At 34.8% G+C, this 17,641-nt stretch carries 17 protein-coding genes; 4 read left to right on the top strand and 13 right to left on the bottom strand.

Going from position 1 to position 17,641, the window contains the following annotated elements; genetic code table 11:
• Positions 1 to 35: 35 nt before the first annotated feature.
• Both ACNI3C_RS03800 and ACNI3C_RS03795 read right to left on the bottom strand, forming a co-directional pair.
• Positions 36 to 566 (bottom strand): methylated-DNA--[protein]-cysteine S-methyltransferase, encoded by a 531-nt coding sequence (locus ACNI3C_RS03800; RefSeq protein ID WP_419770923.1) that lies wholly within the window; start codon positions 564 to 566, stop codon positions 36 to 38.
• On the bottom strand, positions 566 to 886 hold the full coding sequence (locus tag ACNI3C_RS03795) for a putative quinol monooxygenase (protein WP_419770922.1): 321 nt from the start codon (positions 884 to 886) through the stop codon (positions 566 to 568). Before ACNI3C_RS03795 ends, ACNI3C_RS03800 begins: the two co-directional genes overlap by 1 nt.
• 71 nt (positions 887 to 957) lie before the next feature.
• On the opposite strand from ACNI3C_RS03795, the gene ACNI3C_RS03790 reads away from it, so the two are divergent.
• Positions 958 to 1,884 carry a cytochrome-c peroxidase gene (locus tag ACNI3C_RS03790; RefSeq protein WP_419770921.1) on the top strand — a complete coding sequence of 309 codons (927 nt, stop codon included), beginning with the start codon at positions 958 to 960 and terminating at the stop codon, positions 1,882 to 1,884.
• Positions 1,881 to 3,779, top strand: coding sequence for a PAS domain S-box protein (locus ACNI3C_RS03785; protein WP_419770920.1), 1,899 nt, complete (start codon positions 1,881 to 1,883; stop codon positions 3,777 to 3,779). Before ACNI3C_RS03790 ends, ACNI3C_RS03785 begins: the two co-directional genes overlap by 4 nt.
• Before the next feature lie 30 nt (positions 3,780 to 3,809).
• On the opposite strand, the gene ACNI3C_RS03780 is transcribed toward ACNI3C_RS03785, so the two are convergent.
• Both ACNI3C_RS03780 and trxA read right to left on the bottom strand, forming a co-directional pair.
• Positions 3,810 to 5,045, bottom strand: coding sequence for a glutamate-5-semialdehyde dehydrogenase (locus ACNI3C_RS03780; RefSeq protein ID WP_419770919.1), 1,236 nt, complete (start codon positions 5,043 to 5,045; stop codon positions 3,810 to 3,812).
• Between the two features lie 155 nt (positions 5,046 to 5,200).
• Positions 5,201 to 5,518, bottom strand: coding sequence for a thioredoxin (gene trxA / locus ACNI3C_RS03775; RefSeq protein WP_419770918.1), 318 nt, complete (start codon positions 5,516 to 5,518; stop codon positions 5,201 to 5,203).
• 168 nt (positions 5,519 to 5,686) lie between these two features.
• Here trxA and ACNI3C_RS03770 point away from each other — a divergent pair, with 168 nt between their 5' ends.
• A complete protein-coding gene (locus ACNI3C_RS03770; RefSeq protein WP_419770917.1) occupies positions 5,687 to 6,052 on the top strand; it encodes a winged helix-turn-helix transcriptional regulator in 366 nt (121 codons plus the stop codon).
• Positions 6,053 to 6,072: 20 nt separating this feature from the next.
• Here ACNI3C_RS03770 and ACNI3C_RS03765 read toward each other — a convergent pair whose 3' ends face one another.
• Complete coding sequence (locus ACNI3C_RS03765) at positions 6,073 to 7,053, bottom strand: YhdH/YhfP family quinone oxidoreductase (protein WP_419770916.1); 981 nt, start codon at positions 7,051 to 7,053, stop codon at positions 6,073 to 6,075.
• 116 nt (positions 7,054 to 7,169) lie between these two features.
• On the opposite strand from ACNI3C_RS03765, the gene ACNI3C_RS03760 reads away from it, so the two are divergent.
• Positions 7,170 to 7,502 carry a winged helix-turn-helix transcriptional regulator gene (locus tag ACNI3C_RS03760; RefSeq protein WP_419770915.1) on the top strand — a complete coding sequence of 111 codons (333 nt, stop codon included), beginning with the start codon at positions 7,170 to 7,172 and terminating at the stop codon, positions 7,500 to 7,502.
• Here the strand turns inward: ACNI3C_RS03760 and ACNI3C_RS03755 are convergent.
• From ACNI3C_RS03755 to ACNI3C_RS03720, 8 genes are all read right to left on the bottom strand, one after another.
• Positions 7,499 to 8,206, bottom strand: coding sequence for an ABC transporter permease (locus ACNI3C_RS03755; protein ID WP_419770914.1), 708 nt, complete (start codon positions 8,204 to 8,206; stop codon positions 7,499 to 7,501). The genes ACNI3C_RS03760 and ACNI3C_RS03755 overlap by 4 nt on opposite strands.
• A 1-nt stretch (position 8,207) precedes the next feature.
• Positions 8,208 to 9,104: an NAD(P)H-dependent glycerol-3-phosphate dehydrogenase gene (locus ACNI3C_RS03750; protein ID WP_419770913.1), complete on the bottom strand. Its 897-nt coding sequence runs from the start codon at positions 9,102 to 9,104 to the stop codon at positions 8,208 to 8,210.
• Positions 9,104 to 10,528, bottom strand: a complete 1,425-nt coding sequence (gene gatB, locus ACNI3C_RS03745) for an Asp-tRNA(Asn)/Glu-tRNA(Gln) amidotransferase subunit GatB (RefSeq protein WP_419770912.1) — start codon at positions 10,526 to 10,528, stop codon at positions 9,104 to 9,106. Before gatB ends, ACNI3C_RS03750 begins: the two co-directional genes overlap by 1 nt.
• Before the next feature lie 10 nt (positions 10,529 to 10,538).
• Positions 10,539 to 11,363, bottom strand: a complete 825-nt coding sequence (locus tag ACNI3C_RS03740) for a peptidylprolyl isomerase (protein WP_419770911.1) — start codon at positions 11,361 to 11,363, stop codon at positions 10,539 to 10,541.
• 87 nt (positions 11,364 to 11,450) lie between these two features.
• Positions 11,451 to 14,276, bottom strand: a complete 2,826-nt coding sequence (locus ACNI3C_RS03735) for an FAD-binding and (Fe-S)-binding domain-containing protein (protein WP_419770910.1) — start codon at positions 14,274 to 14,276, stop codon at positions 11,451 to 11,453.
• Positions 14,277 to 14,486: 210 nt separating this feature from the next.
• Positions 14,487 to 15,848 (bottom strand): TRAP transporter large permease, encoded by a 1,362-nt coding sequence (locus ACNI3C_RS03730; RefSeq protein WP_419770909.1) that lies wholly within the window; start codon positions 15,846 to 15,848, stop codon positions 14,487 to 14,489.
• Positions 15,845 to 16,462 carry a TRAP transporter small permease subunit gene (locus tag ACNI3C_RS03725; RefSeq protein ID WP_419770908.1) on the bottom strand — a complete coding sequence of 206 codons (618 nt, stop codon included), beginning with the start codon at positions 16,460 to 16,462 and terminating at the stop codon, positions 15,845 to 15,847. Before ACNI3C_RS03725 ends, ACNI3C_RS03730 begins: the two co-directional genes overlap by 4 nt.
• Positions 16,463 to 16,566: 104 nt before the next feature.
• Positions 16,567 to 17,640, bottom strand: a complete 1,074-nt coding sequence (locus tag ACNI3C_RS03720; protein ID WP_419770907.1) for a TRAP transporter substrate-binding protein — start codon at positions 17,638 to 17,640, stop codon at positions 16,567 to 16,569.
• Position 17,641 lies beyond the last annotated feature (1 nt).

Genomic DNA, 17,641 nt, shown 5'->3' with positions numbered 1-17,641 from the left:
TTTTTTTGGTGGTAAAAAAGAGGTAATGCTCTTTTTTAGTTGTTCCTTTCTAAGTGAAGTAAAAACTCTTTTTTATCAATGCCACCTGAATATCCTCCCATTTGACCATTTTTATTGATGACTCTGTGGCAAGGTACAAGTATGGCAATCATATTTTGGCTGTTGGCGTTGGCAACGGCTCGGTATGCTTTGGCATGGTTGATGTTAGATGCTTGTTGCTCATAGGAAATGGTTTGCCCATAAGGTATGTTTAAAAGTGCTTTCCACGCTTGCATCTGAAAAGCAGTACCCAAAAGTTGTAAAGGAATTTTGAACTCTTTTCGTTGCCCGTTAAAATACTCATTGAGTTGCAGTTGAAGGGTTTCAAAATAGTCATTCTCCGCACGAATAATATCGGCGTTAAATTTCTCTTTTAAATTTTTAAGTTGGGCATCAATATGGAATTTGTGATAAAAACTTAACATACAAATTCCTTTTTGGCTTGAAGCTGCAAACATATCACCCAAAGGTGTTTGGATCACAGAAGTTGTGATGACATTTTTTTTAAGAGCAGAAAAAGTTCTCATTATTCATCACTGTAAACACAAACATTATACTCTTCAACCAAACCATCTTTATTGAGACAATGTGTTTGAAAGAAATCCGTAATATACTCTTTGGCACAATGCAGTTCAAAAGCAGCTTTATCTCTCCATATTTCATTAAAAACAATCGGAAGTGAGTCTCCTGTTGCATTGGGGTGTGAAATGTGTTTAGTGACCAAATACTGAATACAACCATCTTCTCTTTGAGTTTGAGGTTCAAGATTTTGAAGCACTTTAAAAAGAGCTTCTTCTTTGCCTTTTTTGGCTTTAAAACCAGCGACACAATATATCTTTTTTGACATAATTAATCCTATTTATTAATTTTCCTTTAATTATATAGGAAAACAAATAAAAAAAATAGTAGAATAACATTATGAAAAAAATAATATTAATAATTATCCTGATTAATCATTCACTTTTTGCAGAATTAATTTCACCTATTGAAGATAAATTAGATATCAATTTATCAAAGGCATTGCTTGGGAAAAGGCTCTTTTTTGAGAAAAGATTAAGCAGCGATAATACAATCTCTTGTGCTAACTGTCACATTATTTCTGAAGGTGGAGATGACAATAAACGTTTTTCTATAGGCGTTAATAACAAGAAAGGGTCAGTAAATTCTCCGACTGTTTTAAATTCCCGATACAATTTTGTGCAATTTTGGGATGGCAGAGCCAAAGATTTAAAAGAGCAAGCCATGGGACCCATACATAATCCTGTTGAAATGAATTCTCATTCCAATGAAGTTGTTCAAAAATTAAAAAAAGACGCTTCTTATGTCAAATCTTTTAAAACAGTATTTAATAGTGAAATTACATTTGATTTCGTATTAGATGCTATTGTAGAGTTTGAGAAAGCATTAATTACCCCTAATTCTAAATTTGATCAATATTTAAAAGGGGATAAAACGGCATTAAATGATGATGAAAAAGAGGGGTTTGAGCTTTTTAAATCATATGGATGTATCTCTTGCCACAATGGAGTGAATCTGGGAGGAAATCTGTTTCAGCAAATGGGAATTTTAAAGATTATGCATTATGAAAAGAACAAATATCTCGGACGATATAATGTGACAAAAAATGAAGAGGACAGATACTTTTATAAAGTACCAACGTTAAGAAATATTGAACATACTGCCCCCTATTTGCACAGTGGAACCATTTCAACTCTTAAAGAAACCATTGAAATCATGTTGGAGTATCAAGTGGGCATAAAACCTAAAGCTGAAAATGTTGAGAAAATTTTGTCATTTTTAAAAACACTTACGGGTGAACAACCTAAAATTATGGATATGAATTGAAAAAATCGATTTTAATTTCACTGTTTTTCTTTTTAATTGTGGGAATGCTGATGTATAACACACTCAATGCCAATAAAAAGATAGACAACTTTTTTTTACTCTATAAGAAGATTGCAACTTTGGTCTCTTTGAATAAAGATTTCGATATTTTCATGTCTTCAAAAATCAATTATAATAACTTTGATTTGATACAAAACAATATTTATGCCATCAGCACGAATGTAAATGAAATAGAGAATAATGAACTCTTTAAACAACTCGACACGCCTCTTTTGAAACAATCTTTTTTTACGATACAAAAAGATTTGGAGAAGAAAGTTGAGCTTGTCAATAGAGTTGTTTCTAAAAGTGCTGTACTGAACAACTCTTATCGATATATTCAAAAGCTTAATAATGATATAGACAACAAAAAACTTTTGCATATATACAATTCAATTATCGGATTAGATTATAATCCTGAAATAGAGCTTGATAGTTTGAATAAAGATGTTAATACTTTTAAAACAAGCAATAAAGCTGAAGAAATTTTTATCGCACACGCTAAAATTATTCTTTTATATTATTCAGAGTTTAATAAACTTAAAGAAGCATCGTTATTCCTTGGATTGGCTGAGAAATTAAATCTTTATGAAGAAAATTTTGCTTCATATTCAAATTATATTATCAATTCCTTGCAAAATGTTGTGTGGTTTTTAATGACAATTCTCTTTTTTGCTCTGCTGGCCTTTTTATACTATATACACCTTTTAACACTTAAGAAAACAGAGTTAATACGCTTTAAAAAAGCGGTTCAAAACAGTGATAATATTGTTGTAATTACAGATAAAGAGTATAAAATAAAATATGTCAATAAAAGTTTTGAGAAAGTTACGGGATACACTAAAAATGAGGTCTTAGGTAATACGCCTTCGATGCTTAAGTCCTATCAACAGCCCAACTCATTTTATGAAGAATTGAAAAAAACAATTTCGTCAGGACAACAATGGCAAGGTGAATTCATTAATAAAAATAAAGATGGACGCATCTCTTTTGAGAAAGCCTCTATTACCCCTATTTTAAATGAAAAGGGAGAAGTTACAGAATATTTGGCCATTAAATTGGACATTACTAAAGAGAAAAAGACACAAGAATTGCTTAAAGAAAAAGAGCATATTTTATCGCAACAATCTAAAATGATTGCAATGAGAGAGATGCTTGAGAGTATTGCCCATCAATGGCGGCAACCTCTCTCCACGATTTCAACAGCGGCGAGTGGTTTGAAACTTAATAAAGAGTTTGACACGTTAAATGATGAAAAGTTTGCTGAATTTGTGGATGTGATTATGGATAACACCTTGGGACTTTCAACAACCATTGATAACTTTAAAAACTATTTTAATACAAAAAATGAAAAAACAATTTTTGATATTGGTAAAACAGTTCAGAAAATGCTTGATTTAATTGGCTACAGACTCTATGATGACAAAATTGAGGTCATCAGAGATATTAGTGAGATAAAGCTTGAGGGATTAGAAAATGAACTGATGCAATCATTGGTCAATATTCTCAATAACTCTCAAGAGGCTTTTCATAAAAACAGTATTGATAAGAAATATATATTTATTGATGCGTATGAAAAAGATAAAAACATTTTTTTATCCATTAAAGATAATGCCGGTGGTATTCCTAAAGATATTTTAGAACATGTCTTTGAACCATATTTCACTACAAAACATCAAAGCAATGGTACGGGTATTGGACTTTATATGACGTATGAAATTATTGTAAAACATTTTATGGGGAGCATCGGCATTAAAAACGTAAATTATAAATACAAAGGAGAAAAGCAAAAAGGCATTAAAATTGATATTCAAATACCTCAAAGCTTACACAATATTGATGTGATTCATGATTAAAACAATAAGAGAAAGTTCTCTTATTGTTGTTTATTTTCTTACTTGACCATTACCTAAAATTTTAAATTTATACGTTGTTAAGTCATTGATGCCCATAGGTCCTCGAGCATGAAGTTTGTTGGTGGAAATACCTACTTCCGCCCCTAATCCAAATGCACCACCATCGGTGAATCTTGTGCTTGCGTTGGCATAGACACATGCTGCATCAATGTGGTCCAAAAAGTAATTTACAGCAGAGTAGTTTTCACTGATAATGGCTTCTGAATGACCTGAACCATGTTTTGAAATATGTTCTACCGCTTCTTTAACATTTTTGACAACTTTGATGTTGAGAATATTGGCCAAATATTCTGTATCATAATCTTCGTGGGTGGCACACTCAATATCAATAATTTTTCGTGTTTTTTCACACCCTTTTAGTTGTGTATCTTGCTGTATAAATGCTTCATGCAAAGCAGGAAGCATAAGTGTTGCAATATCTTTATGCACCAATAGTGTTTCCATGGAGTTACATACGCCTGGTCGTTGACATTTTGCGTTAATGGCGATTTTAATTGCCATTTGTGCATCGGCATTTTTATCAATATAGGTGTGACACACTCCTTTATCATGTTTAACAACTGGTACAGAAGAGTTTTCACAAATATATTTAATTAATGATTCCCCTCCTCTTGGAATGATCAAATCGACCAATTTATCTTGTTTAATTAACTTCGCTACACTCTCTCTGTTAGAAAAAGGAAGCAGTGCTATGGCTTGTTCTGGAAGGGAATTTCGTGCAAGTACATTTCTTAAGACATTGGCAATGGCTCTGTTGGAATGTTCAGCTTCTTTTCCCCCTTTTAAGACACACACATTGCCACTTTTAAAGCATAATGCTGCTGTGTCACTTGTTACATTGGGTCTGCTTTCATAAATAATTCCAATGACGCCAATAGGAATAGAGACTTTTTGGATATTTAAACCATCTTCCGTAACCCAACCCTCTAAAGTTCGTCCGACGGGGTCTTTAAGGGCAGCGATTTCTCTGATGGCTTGTGCCATAGAAGCCACTCTATCACCAGTTAAAAGAAGTCTGTCCATAAGTGCACTGCTCAGACCATCCTCTTCTCCTGCTTTCATATCTTTGTCATTTTGAGTAATGATATAATCACAATGCTCCATAAGGGCATCTGCCATTTGTAGTAAAACGCTGTTTTTAACTTCACCACTGAGCGTTGCAATCTCTCGACTGATTTTTTTTGATTCTTCTAAAAATTGTTGCATTATTTTTCCTATGTATGAACGTAAATATTTTATTTATGTGCCTATTTTATCTAAATTTTACTGAGTTTAGATACTGCTATTATGTCGGGTATGATGAATCAGAGAGGAGGAGGGGCAAAAGATATTCCCTTGGAATATCTTTTAATTTGTAGAGCTTACGCTAATGCTTCTAATTTTTCTGTTAATGCTTGTTTAGAAGAAGCACCAACCATAGTATCTACAATCTCTCCATCTTTCATGAATAAAATTGTAGGAATAGATCGAACACCATATTTTACGGCTAAATCTTGTTCTTCATCTGTATTTACTTTACAAATATTTGCTTTTCCTGCAAAATCTTCTGCCAATTCATCGATGACGGGAGCCAACATTCGACAAGGTCCGCACCAAGGTGCCCAGAAGTCAACCAATGATAAACCTTTGCTTACAGTTGTATCAAAATTTCCTGATGTTAATTCAATATATTTTCCCATTTTATTTCCTTTAGTCTTTTATTTGTTATTAATAATCGTAATGTTATCTCATTAGATTATTTTTGTCAAGTATGTACTTAAAAGTTATATAGGTACTTTAATGTACCTATATAATCAACTATTAATCTTATTTCTCTTATCATTGTGTAAATCCAATAGGGTAAAAATATGGAAAATTTAAAAGAATACAACTGTTTTTTTCAACTTGCAACAGATATTATAGGTGGAAAGTGGAAAGCTTACGTGCTTTGGTCTTTAAAAAATGGCATCAAAAGAAATGGTGAACTCATCAAACAAATACCCACCATCAGTCAAAAAATGCTCACTCAACAGCTTCGTGAACTTGAAGAAGCAGGGATTGTACAAAGAATTGCATATCCTGTGATTCCTCCAAAGGTGGAGTATAAACTCACTGCTGAAGGGGAAAAACTTATTCCCATTTTACAACAACTTCACGATTGGGGAAGAGATTATGCTAAAGTGCATAAAATCCCCATTTCAAAAAATAAAGATCTGAATTGTGAAATTGAATAATAAGAACGAATACGTTCTTATTATAATTTTACTACATATCGACCAGTAGCATTCCCGCCTAACAGGGCTTTGTATGCATCCTCAATCTCATCGAGTGAAATTTCATGTGTAATTTCATCAAGTGTATCAATATGAAACTCATTTGCCACTTTTTCCCATGCGGCAATCTTTTTTTCTATTTTACATTCAACAGAATCAATTCCAATGAGTCTGACACCTCTTAAAATAAATGGGAATACATTGGTGTTTAATGTAAATGAAGAAGTGAGTCCACAACACGTTGCGACACCATCATATTTAATGGCTTTTAAGGCTTCGGCTAAAATATTGCCACCTACGGTATCAATAACTCCTGCAAATCGTTCACTTACCATGGGTTTTTTATTTTCAATGTCAAAATCTTTTCTTAATATCACTTCTTTGGCACCCAAAGATTTTAAGAATTCGATTTTGTTTTCTTTTCCTGAAATGGCAACAACGTTAAATCCCAATTTACTTAAGATAGAAACTGCAATGGAACCTACTCCACCTGTTGCACCCGTAACGAGTATTTCACCACTTTGTGGAGTAATGCCATTGTTAAGCAGTTCATTAACACTCAACGCTGCTGTTAATCCAGCTGTTCCATAGGTCATAATTGTTTTTGCACTAATATTTTTGGGTTTTTTCACAACCCAAGAAGCGGGTACTTTGACAAATTCGCTGTGACCACCATTGGTATTCATACCCAAATCATAACCTGTAACTAAGACTTCATCTCCTACAGCAAATAATTCACTTTTACTCTCTTCAATAACACCTGCAACATCAATGCCTGTGACATGAGGAAAAACTCTTGTTACGCCTGGATTTCCTACTGAACTCAGTGCATCTTTAAAGTTCAATGACGAGTATAAACTTTTAATTAATACTTCATTCTCTTCTATGGTTGGAATATCAATTTCTTGAATGCCTGAACTGAATGTTTTATCTTCATGTTTTTCTACGAGGTATGCTCTCATTATATATCCTTATTAACTTTATTGTATTCTTTGGAAAGTTTAGCTAAAATATGACATTAATGCAAGTACTAACTTAAAACATAGGTACTTACTAAAAAGATACTATGGAGTATTTCATGAATGAAAAGAGTCTTGAAACAGTTGACAAATGCCCTGTTGAAACAGCTATTGAACTGATTGCAGGTAAATGGAAAATTTTGATTTTGTGGTATTTAAAAACTGAAACCAAACGTTTTAATGAACTTCAAAAACTGATGCCAAGAGCAACACAAAAAATGTTGATACAAAAACTCAGAGAACTTGAACAAGATGGTTTGGTCTTACGTGTGGTTTTCCCCGTAGTTCCTCCCAAAGTAGAGTATTCGTTAACCCCTTATGGGCAAACATTAAAACCTATTTTAAAACAGCTTTATTTATGGGGAGAAATTCATAAACAAAAAGGGCTTTAACTCTTTTTGTAAGCGAGCACCTTTTGTTTAAGTGTAAAATATATCACTATGGCAATGCCCGCATTTGATAAAATCATAGACATAATCATAATTTGGTAACGTACGGCAATCATGGGATCAACGCCAGAGAGTATTTGTCCTGTCATCATCCCGGGAAGAGAAACCAAACCTACTGCCAATAAAGAGTTGATTTGCGGAATCAAAGCTGCTTTAAATGAAGCTTCTCTGGCATTTTCAAAGCTCTCTTGGTGGACTAACTCTTTAGAAAAACGTTCAATGGCAATGGAGATACAGTTCATGGTATTGGCAAAAATCATTCCTGCAATGGGGATAACAAAACGTGGTTCATATAAAGAAGGCAAATCCAGCACAAATTGTGTCATAATAACTAAGTGTACGAGTCCAGAAATGGCAATGGAACTTAATATAATGAAATACTCTTGTGCTGTTTTCTCTTTGCTGTTTCTCATGGTGATAAATGAAGAGATGATAATCATAAAAGTAATAATTCCCATACCCACATAGATGTGTTTGTTTTCAAAGATAAAGATAAGCAAATAACCAATGAGCAGAAGCTGTATCACCATTCTTGTGGTTGCTACAACAATTTCTGTTTTATTGTGCGTCCATTTGGCATAAAAGTACCACACAAATGCTAAAGGAATAAGGGCATACGTGAGGTTTTCATAAGGAATGGTTTGCATTTTAATTGTTTAAAAAATCTTTTAAACTGATTTTAGGACACTTCCCTTCTAAAATAAGTTTGACTTCGGTGGCTATAGGGGTATAGATATTGTGTTTTTCAGATAAGGCATGAATCGCTTCACTGGTTTTAACCCCTTCTGCAACCTCTCCTAACTCTTTAAGAATTTCGTCCAAACTTTTATATTGTGCTAAACCAAGCCCTACTCGGTAGTTTCGACTCATGGTACTGCTGGCAGTCAAAAACAGATCCCCTGCCCCACTGAGTCCAATAAAGGTATCTTTTTTTGCACCAAAATAGTCACCAAAACGGTCCATCTCTACTAAACCTCGTGCAATCAATGAGGCACGGGCATTATTTCCCAATTTTAAACCATCACAAATACCTGAAGCAATGGCAAGTACATTTTTATAGGCTCCAGCAATTTCAGCACCAATGACATCTTCACTGAAATAGGTTTTAATAAATTGTGGGAAAAAAGGTGCAAATTCGTGATACAACGCTTCATTGCTGGTATTAATGACCAATGCCGTTGGAAGACCTTGAATAACCTCAGCTGCAAACGTAGGTCCTGAAATAAACCCAATGTTATGTTCTGGTACAAAGTCGGCATAAATTTCATTGAGGAATTTACCACTTGAAGCTTCAATCCCTTTTGAAGCCACTAAGATTTTTTGATGTTTAAAGACAAAATTCTCTTGAAGCCAACTCTTAATTTGTTGGGCGGGAATCGCAATGACCAAATAATCACAGGCTAAGGCCGTTTCCAAATCGGTGAAGTTTTTAATCTCTCTTGGCGTTCTTGAAGTGATATAAGCTTCTTGTTTTTGACTTAAGGCAAAATGCAGAGCTTGTCCCCATTTCCCTGCTCCAATGACCGCGATAGATTTTTTTTGCATTATGACAATCTTTGGAGTAAAAGTTCGTTGACTTTTGCAGGGTTTGCACTTCCCTTGCTGGCTTTCATGGTTTGTCCGACAAAGAAAGCAAGCAGTTTCTCTTTTCCTGCTTTGTATTCTGCGACTTTATCTTGATTTGCTGCTAAGATACCATCAATAATTTCTAACAAGGCACCATCATCTGAAACTTGTTTTAAGCCCAGTTTTTCAATCACACTGTCAACATCACTTTCGTTTTCCATTAAATAATCCAGCACCTCTTTGGCTGCTTTCCCCGAAATAGTATTGTCTTCAATTCTTTTAACAATGGTTGCTAACGTTAAGGCATTTACAGGTGAAGTGGCAAGGGTTACCCCCTCTTTTAATCGACCCAGCAGTTCAACGGTTAACCACGTAACCGCATTTTTACCGCTGATGCCTTGTGTTAACATCTCTTCAAAGAAGTGCGCCATTTCAAGTACGCTGGTAATGACACTGGCGTCATACTCTTTTAAGCCATACTCTTTCACAAATCGCTCTTTTTTCTCATCGGGAAGTTCTGGAATTTTTGAGTAAGTTTCAAGCATTTCATCGGTGATAATCAAAGGTCTTAAGTCAGGATCTGGGAAATATCGGTAATCGGCTGCGTCCTCTTTTCCTCGCATGCTTCTTGTCTCCCCTACGTTCGGGTCAAACAACCGTGTCTCTTGTACAATCTCTGTTGCATGGACACCATCTTCCCATGCTTCAATGTGTCGATTCACTTCGTATGAAATGGCTTTTTCAATGAACTTAAATGAGTTCATGTTTTTGATTTCACATCTTGTATAAAGGTTGGTATCCCCTTTTGGTCGAATAGAAACATTGACATCACATCGGAAGCTTCCCTCTTGCATATTGGCATCACTGATACCTAAGTATCGAACAATTGAATGCAGCTTTTTAAGGTATAAAAGGGCTTCTTCTGAACTTCTCATATCGGGTTCAGATACGATTTCAAGAAGCGGTGTTCCTGCTCGGTTTAAATCCACATGAGAAACAGAACCTGCATGAATGTTTTTCCCTGCATCGTTTTCTAAATGTGCTCGTGTTACACCAATGGTTTTTTGTCTTCCATCGGGGAAGTCAATGACCAACTCTCCAAGGCCAACAACGGGTACCTCAAATTGAGAGATTTGGTAACCATTGGGTAAATCAGGATAAAAGTAGTTTTTTCTATTAAAGATAGATTTTTGATTAATTTTTGATTTTAAAGCCGTTCCCAGCATAATGGCTTTATGCACAGCCTCTTTATTTAAAACGGGAAGGGCTCCTGGAAGTCCTAAACATGTTGGACATACATTGGTATTGGGCTCCTCACCAAAACTGGTTGCACATGAACAAAATAGTTTGCTGTTTGTATTTAATTGTACATGTACCTCAAGACCTATAATTACTTCAAACATTTAATTCCTTTTATCTGATCACTTTAATATCAGCTGTGATCTTTAATTTTTCAAAATACTCTTTTAAGAACTTTTGTTCTCTTTGACCCATAATCATATTGAATATTTTTTGTTTTGCGTTGGCAAAACTCTCTGTTGCTTCACCCTCTTTTTGCTTAATGAAAAGTGTTACATAATTTTTATTGGCGGTGAAAATTGGCGTATAAGCTTTTTCACTCGTACTGTTGAGCAGATATTTGACTTCACCATTGATGGCATTTTGATCAAGCACTAACTCTTGTTTAACCACATCGTTAAGATTTAAGAGTGGGTTTTTAATGATTTGCATTAAAGAAGCACGGTTTTTAGAAGCATATTGAGTTACTTTGAATTTTGAAGCCGTTGAAAAATTGGCTTTGTTGTTGTCATAAAAAAGTTGTAAATCCTCTTCTGTTGCAAGTTTAATATTTCCACGTACGAGTTTTTGTACGAGTTTTTCTCTTAAGATTCTTTTTTTAGTCTCTTCTTCAAAGATGGAATAGTCATTGTATTTTTGTTTTATAATTGATTTGAAAGCATAAAGTTCTAAGCCATTTTGTGCAGCGACTTTTTCTAAATAATCATTTACGTCAAACATCGATACACTGATATTGTTTTTCTTAAGTTCTTGTTGATAAAGAAGTTCATCAATGAGCATACTCACTGCTGCGTTTTTATCACCGTTTGTTTGTTCTGATTTTTTTTCAATATCATACAAAGTAATGGCATCATTATTCACCGTTAATGCAACACCATCAACAAGACCAGCATTTAAAATACCCGCCGTTATTAAAATCGAAATAAAAAGTTTTTTCATCTATTACCCTTTTTTATAAAGCAATTATTCTAGCATAAATATGGTAAAACTCTTGTTTATAAAAAAGGTGTTTTTAAATAAAAGCCTTTATTGTGCGCATCTGTTGATTAAGTAAAAGATAGAATTGTAGTGAATCCCACTCTCATTACTCAATCCAATTTCACACGTTTTGCTTGTTGAAAATGCCCATTTAACATCTGCGGGAATCGATGCTTTTAAATCTCTTAACGCAGATTTATTTAACTCAGGAAAGTTAAAGCCTCTGTCTCCAGCAAAACCACAACATTTGACATTTTGAGGTACAATGACTTCGTTTGAACAGATATTGGCCAATTCGATAAAGCGCTCATGTAAGTTCATTTTCCTTGAACTGCATGTGGTATGAATGACAATGGGTTCATCGGTTTTGGTAATATTTAATGCTGGGATTAAAAACTGTAAAGCAAATTCAATGGGTTCAAAAATCTCCAGTTTACTTTTAAAACTCTCTATCATTCTTTTTGCACAAGGGCTGGTGTCACAAAGAATAGGGTATGCTCCATTTTCACTGGCCTCAATTAATGCCGTTTCGAGCTCTTTTGCTTTTTGATTGCCTTGCGTTTTAAACCCTTTTGAGGCAAAAGGCATTCCACAACAAAGATTTTCTAAATTTTGTGGAAAAATCACTTCAAAACCTGCTTTTCCCAGTAATTTCATCGTCACATCAAAAAGCAGCTCTTGTTCATTGTCATATTTGGCTTGTCCCATGGTTCTGTTAATACATGAACTGAAATAGACCACTTTTTTACTTGAAGCTTTTTGTTCATAGGTGTTAGGCTCAATTCGAATAGGTTTTGGAAGGCTTGGACTCCACAGCGGAATTTTATTTTTTGAGAAATCTCTCATTTTATGACTGATTCGTTGCAGTAAAGAAGTACCTAAAATGGTATGGGCAATATTGGCTGCTTTTAATCCCACTCTCATTGTTTTTAAAACCGTTGAAAAGTGGTTGGCAACGATGTCCGCTCGTTGATTCTCTTTGGGTGTGATTTGTTTGTTTCTTAAATATTTGGTTAAATTCCCTGTATCAATTCCTACGGGACAAACGGTTGAGCATAAAGAGCAGGTTGCACACGTATCCATTCCATCATACGTGTAGAGTTCAGATAAGATAGTGCTTTGTACAAGCTCTCCTTTATCATGCAAGCGACTGATCTCTCTTGAAGCAACAATTCGGTGTCGAGGTGTAAAAGTGATCACATTTGATGGACAGAGAGGTTCACAAAAACCACACTCAATACATTTGTCTACCAAAGGATTGGTGGCAGGAAGGGGTTTGAGATTTTTTAAGTGTGCCTCTGCATCGTCATTGATGATGACCCCTGGATTTAAAATACCCAATGGATCAAAAAGGTTTTTAATCTCTTTCATAAGAGCATACGCATCTGCACCCCACTCTAATTCAACAAAGGGAGCCATATTTCTTCCCGTACCATGTTCGGCTTTTAAGCTTCCTTGATACTCCACAGCAACAAGCTTGGTGACATCGTTCATTAACGCTTCATATCGTTTAATCTCTTTTTGAGTATCAAAATCTTGAGTGAAGACAAAGTGTAAATTTCCTTCTAAGGCATGACCAAAAATGAGTGCTTTATCGTAGCCATGTTTGGTAAAGAGTGCTTGAAGTTTAAGCGTCCCTTGGGCTAAATCTTCTATAGGAAAAGCGACATCTTCAATAATAGCCGTTGTGCCTGTTTCTCTTACTGCTCCTACTGCGGGGAAGAGTCCTTTTCTGATTTTCCAAAACAGTTTGTACTCTTTTTCTAAAGAGGTAAATTCGATGGGTTTGACCACTTTTGAATCTTTTAACAGCTCTTTGATTGCATTGGTTTGAGGAGTGAGATTCTTTTTATTAGACGCACGTGTTTCAATTAACAGTGCGGCAACATTTTCATCAAACTCTTTTAAATATGAAGGCATACCAGGTTCATTTTCTACTGATTTGAGCGCTTTTGCATCCATTAACTCTACCGCATCCACTTTAATATCTTCAGTGAGTTTGAGTTTGATAACGGCATTACATGCCTCATTCATGTCTTTGAAAAAAACCAAAGCACTGGCTTTATTGGGATCATCTGCTACAGTGTAATAGGTAATCTCTTTTATAAAACCAAGTGTGCCTTCACTTCCTATAATGAGGTGTTGCAATACATCGAAAGTATCTTCAAAATCAATAAGGGCATTTAAACTGTAACCACATGTATTTTTAATTTTAAACTTTTTGGCTATTTTTTCAGATAACTCTTTGTTATTTTTAACCTCTAAAGCAAATTGTTCTAATTGGGTAAAAAAATCTTTGTGTTTGATTTTAAAAATCTTTTTACTTGTTTCATCGGCGGTATCTAACAGTGTTCCATCATAAAATATGATTTGCATCGATTTGAGGGTTTTGTAAGAGTTTTGAGAAACACCACAACACATTCCAGAGGCATTATTAGCAGCAATTCCACCAATCATTGCAGAGTCAATGCTTGCAGGATCAGGTCCGATTTTTTTCTTAAATGGGGCTAAAACTGCATTGGCATTGGCTCCTGTGATTGAGGGTTCTAAGGAGATGTAATCTTTTTTAGGTGAAAGCGTAAACCCTTTCCAATCTCTGGATGTAACCACTAAAATGGAGTTACTGATGGCTTGACCTGAAAGGGAAGTCCCTGCTGCTCTGAATGTAACGGGCAATTGAAGTTTTGTAGCAAGTTTCAAGATGTTTTGTACATGGCCAGCATTTTGTGCTTTAATGACTATTTTGGGTATAAGCCTATAAAATGAGGCATCCGTTCCATAAGCTAAGGTGTGCAACTTATCTGTAAATATATACTCTTTTGATATCTCTTTAGCAATATCATCATAAAATTTTTTGTAGATTCCTTCTACCATTTTTAATCCTTTTGTTCTTGTTCTTTTTGTGGTGTATAAAAATGATTATAGGTTATTCAAGACGAGGTACGGTGTAAATTCTTTGCTGTTGGTCATATATAAAAAATGTTTTAATATCACATTGTTTGAGAATAATGTTTGAAAGTAAGGTATAAACAGTGTTGTAATTCATGCAAATCCTTTGAATAAAAAGGTCTTGAGACCTTTTTATTATAATAGCGGATTTATTCCAAATATTTCTGGATAAATAGCCAAAATAGCTAAGACAATTATCTGAATGATTATAAAAGGTAAAACCCCTCTATAAATTTGAATGGTTCTTACACTAGGTGGCGCAACTCCTTTGAGATAGAAAAGACTGAATCCAAAAGGTGGAGTCAGAAAGGAGGTTTGTAAGTTCATGGCAATTAAAATTGCAAACCAAATAGGGTTGATACCCAATGCTTCAGAAATTGGAACCAAGATGGGAACAATGATGTATGAAATTTCAACGAAATCAATAAAAAATCCTAAAACCAAAATTGCCAACATGGTAAACAGAATAAATGCCCATTTGGTATCACCGGGTAAATTTGTCATAAATTGTTCAACCAATTCATCTCCACCCGTGTAGGAAAATACCATTGAAAATGCCGTTGCTCCAATTAAAATGGCAAACACCATAGAGGTGATTTTAACTGATTCAAGTGAAGCTTCTTTGACCATTTGAATACTAAAAGAACGATATAAAAGTGCCAATCCTATTGCACCAATACACCCTACGGCTGAAGATTCAGTTGGCGTGGCTACTCCTGCAAAGATTGAACCTAAAACCATGATAATCAGTGTAAGAGAAGGGATAATGGCAATAAGTGCATTGATGACTTGTTTCTTTTTATTTCCACGGCTGGGATCTGCTGGAATGGCAGGTGCCATATCTTTTTTTATAAAAGCGATGATTAAAATAAAAAGAATATAAGCTCCTACGAGTGAGAGTCCTGGCCAAACAGCTGCTGCAAAAAGATCGCCCACGGGCACTTGAAAGACATCCCCTAAAATGATTAACACAATTGATGGGGGAATGATTTGTCCCAAGGTTCCAGACGCACATATGGTTCCAGCTGCAAGTTCAGTGTTGTATTTATATTTTAACATTACAGGAAGAGAAATGACTCCCATGGCAACAACACTGGCTCCGACAACACCAGTTGAAGCGGCCAATAGTGAACCTACCAAAACCGTTGATATAGCAACTCCACCTCGAACTTCACCAAATAAAAATCCCATTGACTCTAAAAGTTTTTCTGCTAAGCCTGTTTTTTGTAGAACAATTCCCATAAAAATAAACATAGGAATTGCCATTAAAATGGTATTTTGTTGAATGGCAAAGACTCTAAAAGGCATAAAATCAAACATGCTGATACCTTCTTGAACACCTTCAATTAATCCAGGAATAATGCCCGCTTGGAATCCAATTTCTACAATACCGGCAATAAGTCCAAAAAAGACTGACACTGCAGCAAAAGTAAAGGCAACAGGAAAACCAAATAAAAGCATACATAATGCTGTAAAAAACATTGCTATACCAATCATTTTTGCTCTCCTTGGTTGTCTGTTTCATCAATATCAATGACGTGGTGTTTGTGTTCATTGAGTTCATTTTTAAGGTTCTCAATTTCACCTTTTAAGTTATACTCACATGAACCATGAAGGCATTTGTAAATATTAAGATTTTTAATAAAAAAACCAATGGTCGTAATAAGTAAAAGTAAAAAAGATAATGGGATAAGTGCTTTGACAACCCATCGGTATGGTAATCCACCTGGGTCACCACTCATCTCATTTGATAAGTAAGCTTCATAAGCATTGTGAATGGAACTGATTCCTACTAAAAATGTAATAGGCAAAATAAAGGCTACCGCCCCTACCATATTAATCAATGCCTTTCGTCTGTCTGATAATCTGTCATAAATTAAATCAACCCTGACATGACCATCTTCTTTAAGGGTATATGAAATTCCAAGTAAAATAATGACTGAAAATAGGTGCCATTCCATCTCTTGCATAGCAATGGAACCACTTCTAAAAAAGTATCTTGCAACAACATCGTAAGATACGTTTAAAATCATCAGAACAATTGCAAAAGCAGTAATGGTTCCAATAATATTTGCGAATTTATCAAATCCACGTTCAAGTTTCAACAACATAAAAATCCTTTGATTGTCTTAATAAGTCAAATAAACATATTACAGATATATTTTTATTTGACGCATTATATTACAATCCCTATAAAGGGATTGTAAAGAGTTTTTTATAAGTTATCTTTTAAGTAAAGATAATCAGACATTTTAGTCCACTCTCTGGCTTTCTTTTGATAAGCAGCTTGTGAGTCTAAAACCTCTTTTAATAGAGGATGATCTTTTGACATCTCTGTTAAGAGTTCTTTATTCGCTTGTTTCATCGCATCCATAATTGGTTTAGGGAATGTTTTGATTTTAATATCAGGATACTCTGTGGCAATTTTTGACCAAGCGGTTGCACTCATATCATAGTTTTGAATATACATGTTATACGATGATATTTTCATAGCGGTCAATAAAATAGCTTGTAAATCTTTTGGTAATTTATTATACGCTTTTTCGTTGACTAAAAATTGCAGTTCTGTTGCTGGTTCATGCCATCCTGTGTAGTAATATGGTGCTACTTTATGAAATCCCATATTAATATCCATTCCAGGCCCAACCCATTCTAACGCATCAATTGTTCCACGTTCAAGTGCAGTATAAAGTTCACCTGGAGCAATATTTGTTACAGTAAGTCCTAATTTTGCCATGATTTCTCCAGCAAATCCAGGAATTCTCATTTTAAGACCTTTTAAGTCATCCAATGTTTTAACTTCTTTTCTGAACCATCCACCCATTTGATTTCCTGTGTTTCCACCTGGAAATGAAAGAACATGGTGTTTAGCATAAGCTTTTTGCATTAACTCTAATCCGCCACCGTAGTAGAACCACGCATATTGTTCAGGTGCTGTCATACCAAAAGGCATGGTTGTAAAAGGTAATAAATCAATATCTTTACCTTTCCAATAATATGAAGCAGAGTGACCCATTTCATACTGTCCACCTTTAACCATGTCTAAAATACCAAAAGCAGATTTATGTTTATTTGCTGCATCGACTCTGATAATTAATCTTCCATTTGACATCTCTTCTACAAGTTTTGCCATATTTTCAGGTGCATCAATAAAGGGAGAGAGTGTTGGTCCCCAAGTTGTTGCAAGTTTCCATTTATAAACTTTGTCTTTCGCCATTGAAGCAGTACTTAACCCTGCAAGTAATGCAGTTGCTACAACAAGCTTTGTTGCTTTCGAAAACATATTCATG

It is taken from the genome of Marinarcus sediminis (SeqCode) (genome assembly GCF_048571275.1).
In the GTDB taxonomy this organism is placed as follows: Bacteria; Campylobacterota; Campylobacteria; order Campylobacterales; family Arcobacteraceae; genus Marinarcus; species Marinarcus sediminis.
Note: the sequence above shows the minus strand (reverse complement) of the source record. Positions and strands in the feature narration are given on the sequence as shown.

Bases quoted from the DNA above. Each gene is read 5' to 3' on its own strand.
- ACNI3C_RS03800 (WP_419770923.1), bottom strand. From the start codon at position 566: ATGAGAACTTTTTCTGCTCTTAAAAAAAATGTCATCACAACTTCTGTG.
- ACNI3C_RS03795 (WP_419770922.1), bottom strand. From the start codon at position 886: ATGTCAAAAAAGATATATTGTGTCGCTGGTTTTAAAGCCAAAAAAGGC.
- ACNI3C_RS03790 (WP_419770921.1), top strand. From the start codon at position 958: ATGAAAAAAATAATATTAATAATTATCCTGATTAATCATTCACTTTTT.
- ACNI3C_RS03780 (WP_419770919.1), bottom strand. From the start codon at position 5,045: ATGCAACAATTTTTAGAAGAATCAAAAAAAATCAGTCGAGAGATTGCA.
- trxA (WP_419770918.1), bottom strand. From the start codon at position 5,518: ATGGGAAAATATATTGAATTAACATCAGGAAATTTTGATACAACTGTA.
- ACNI3C_RS03770 (WP_419770917.1), top strand. From the start codon at position 5,687: ATGGAAAATTTAAAAGAATACAACTGTTTTTTTCAACTTGCAACAGAT.
- ACNI3C_RS03765 (WP_419770916.1), bottom strand. From the start codon at position 7,053: ATGAGAGCATACCTCGTAGAAAAACATGAAGATAAAACATTCAGTTCA.
- ACNI3C_RS03760 (WP_419770915.1), top strand. From the start codon at position 7,170: ATGAATGAAAAGAGTCTTGAAACAGTTGACAAATGCCCTGTTGAAACA.
- ACNI3C_RS03755 (WP_419770914.1), bottom strand. From the start codon at position 8,206: ATGCAAACCATTCCTTATGAAAACCTCACGTATGCCCTTATTCCTTTA.
- ACNI3C_RS03750 (WP_419770913.1), bottom strand. From the start codon at position 9,104: ATGCAAAAAAAATCTATCGCGGTCATTGGAGCAGGGAAATGGGGACAA.
- gatB (WP_419770912.1), bottom strand. From the start codon at position 10,528: ATGTTTGAAGTAATTATAGGTCTTGAGGTACATGTACAATTAAATACA.
- ACNI3C_RS03740 (WP_419770911.1), bottom strand. From the start codon at position 11,363: ATGAAAAAACTTTTTATTTCGATTTTAATAACGGCGGGTATTTTAAAT.
- ACNI3C_RS03735 (WP_419770910.1), bottom strand. From the start codon at position 14,276: ATGGTAGAAGGAATCTACAAAAAATTTTATGATGATATTGCTAAAGAG.
- ACNI3C_RS03730 (WP_419770909.1), bottom strand. From the start codon at position 15,848: ATGATTGGTATAGCAATGTTTTTTACAGCATTATGTATGCTTTTATTT.
- ACNI3C_RS03725 (WP_419770908.1), bottom strand. From the start codon at position 16,462: ATGTTGTTGAAACTTGAACGTGGATTTGATAAATTCGCAAATATTATT.
- ACNI3C_RS03720 (WP_419770907.1), bottom strand. From the start codon at position 17,640: ATGAATATGTTTTCGAAAGCAACAAAGCTTGTTGTAGCAACTGCATTA.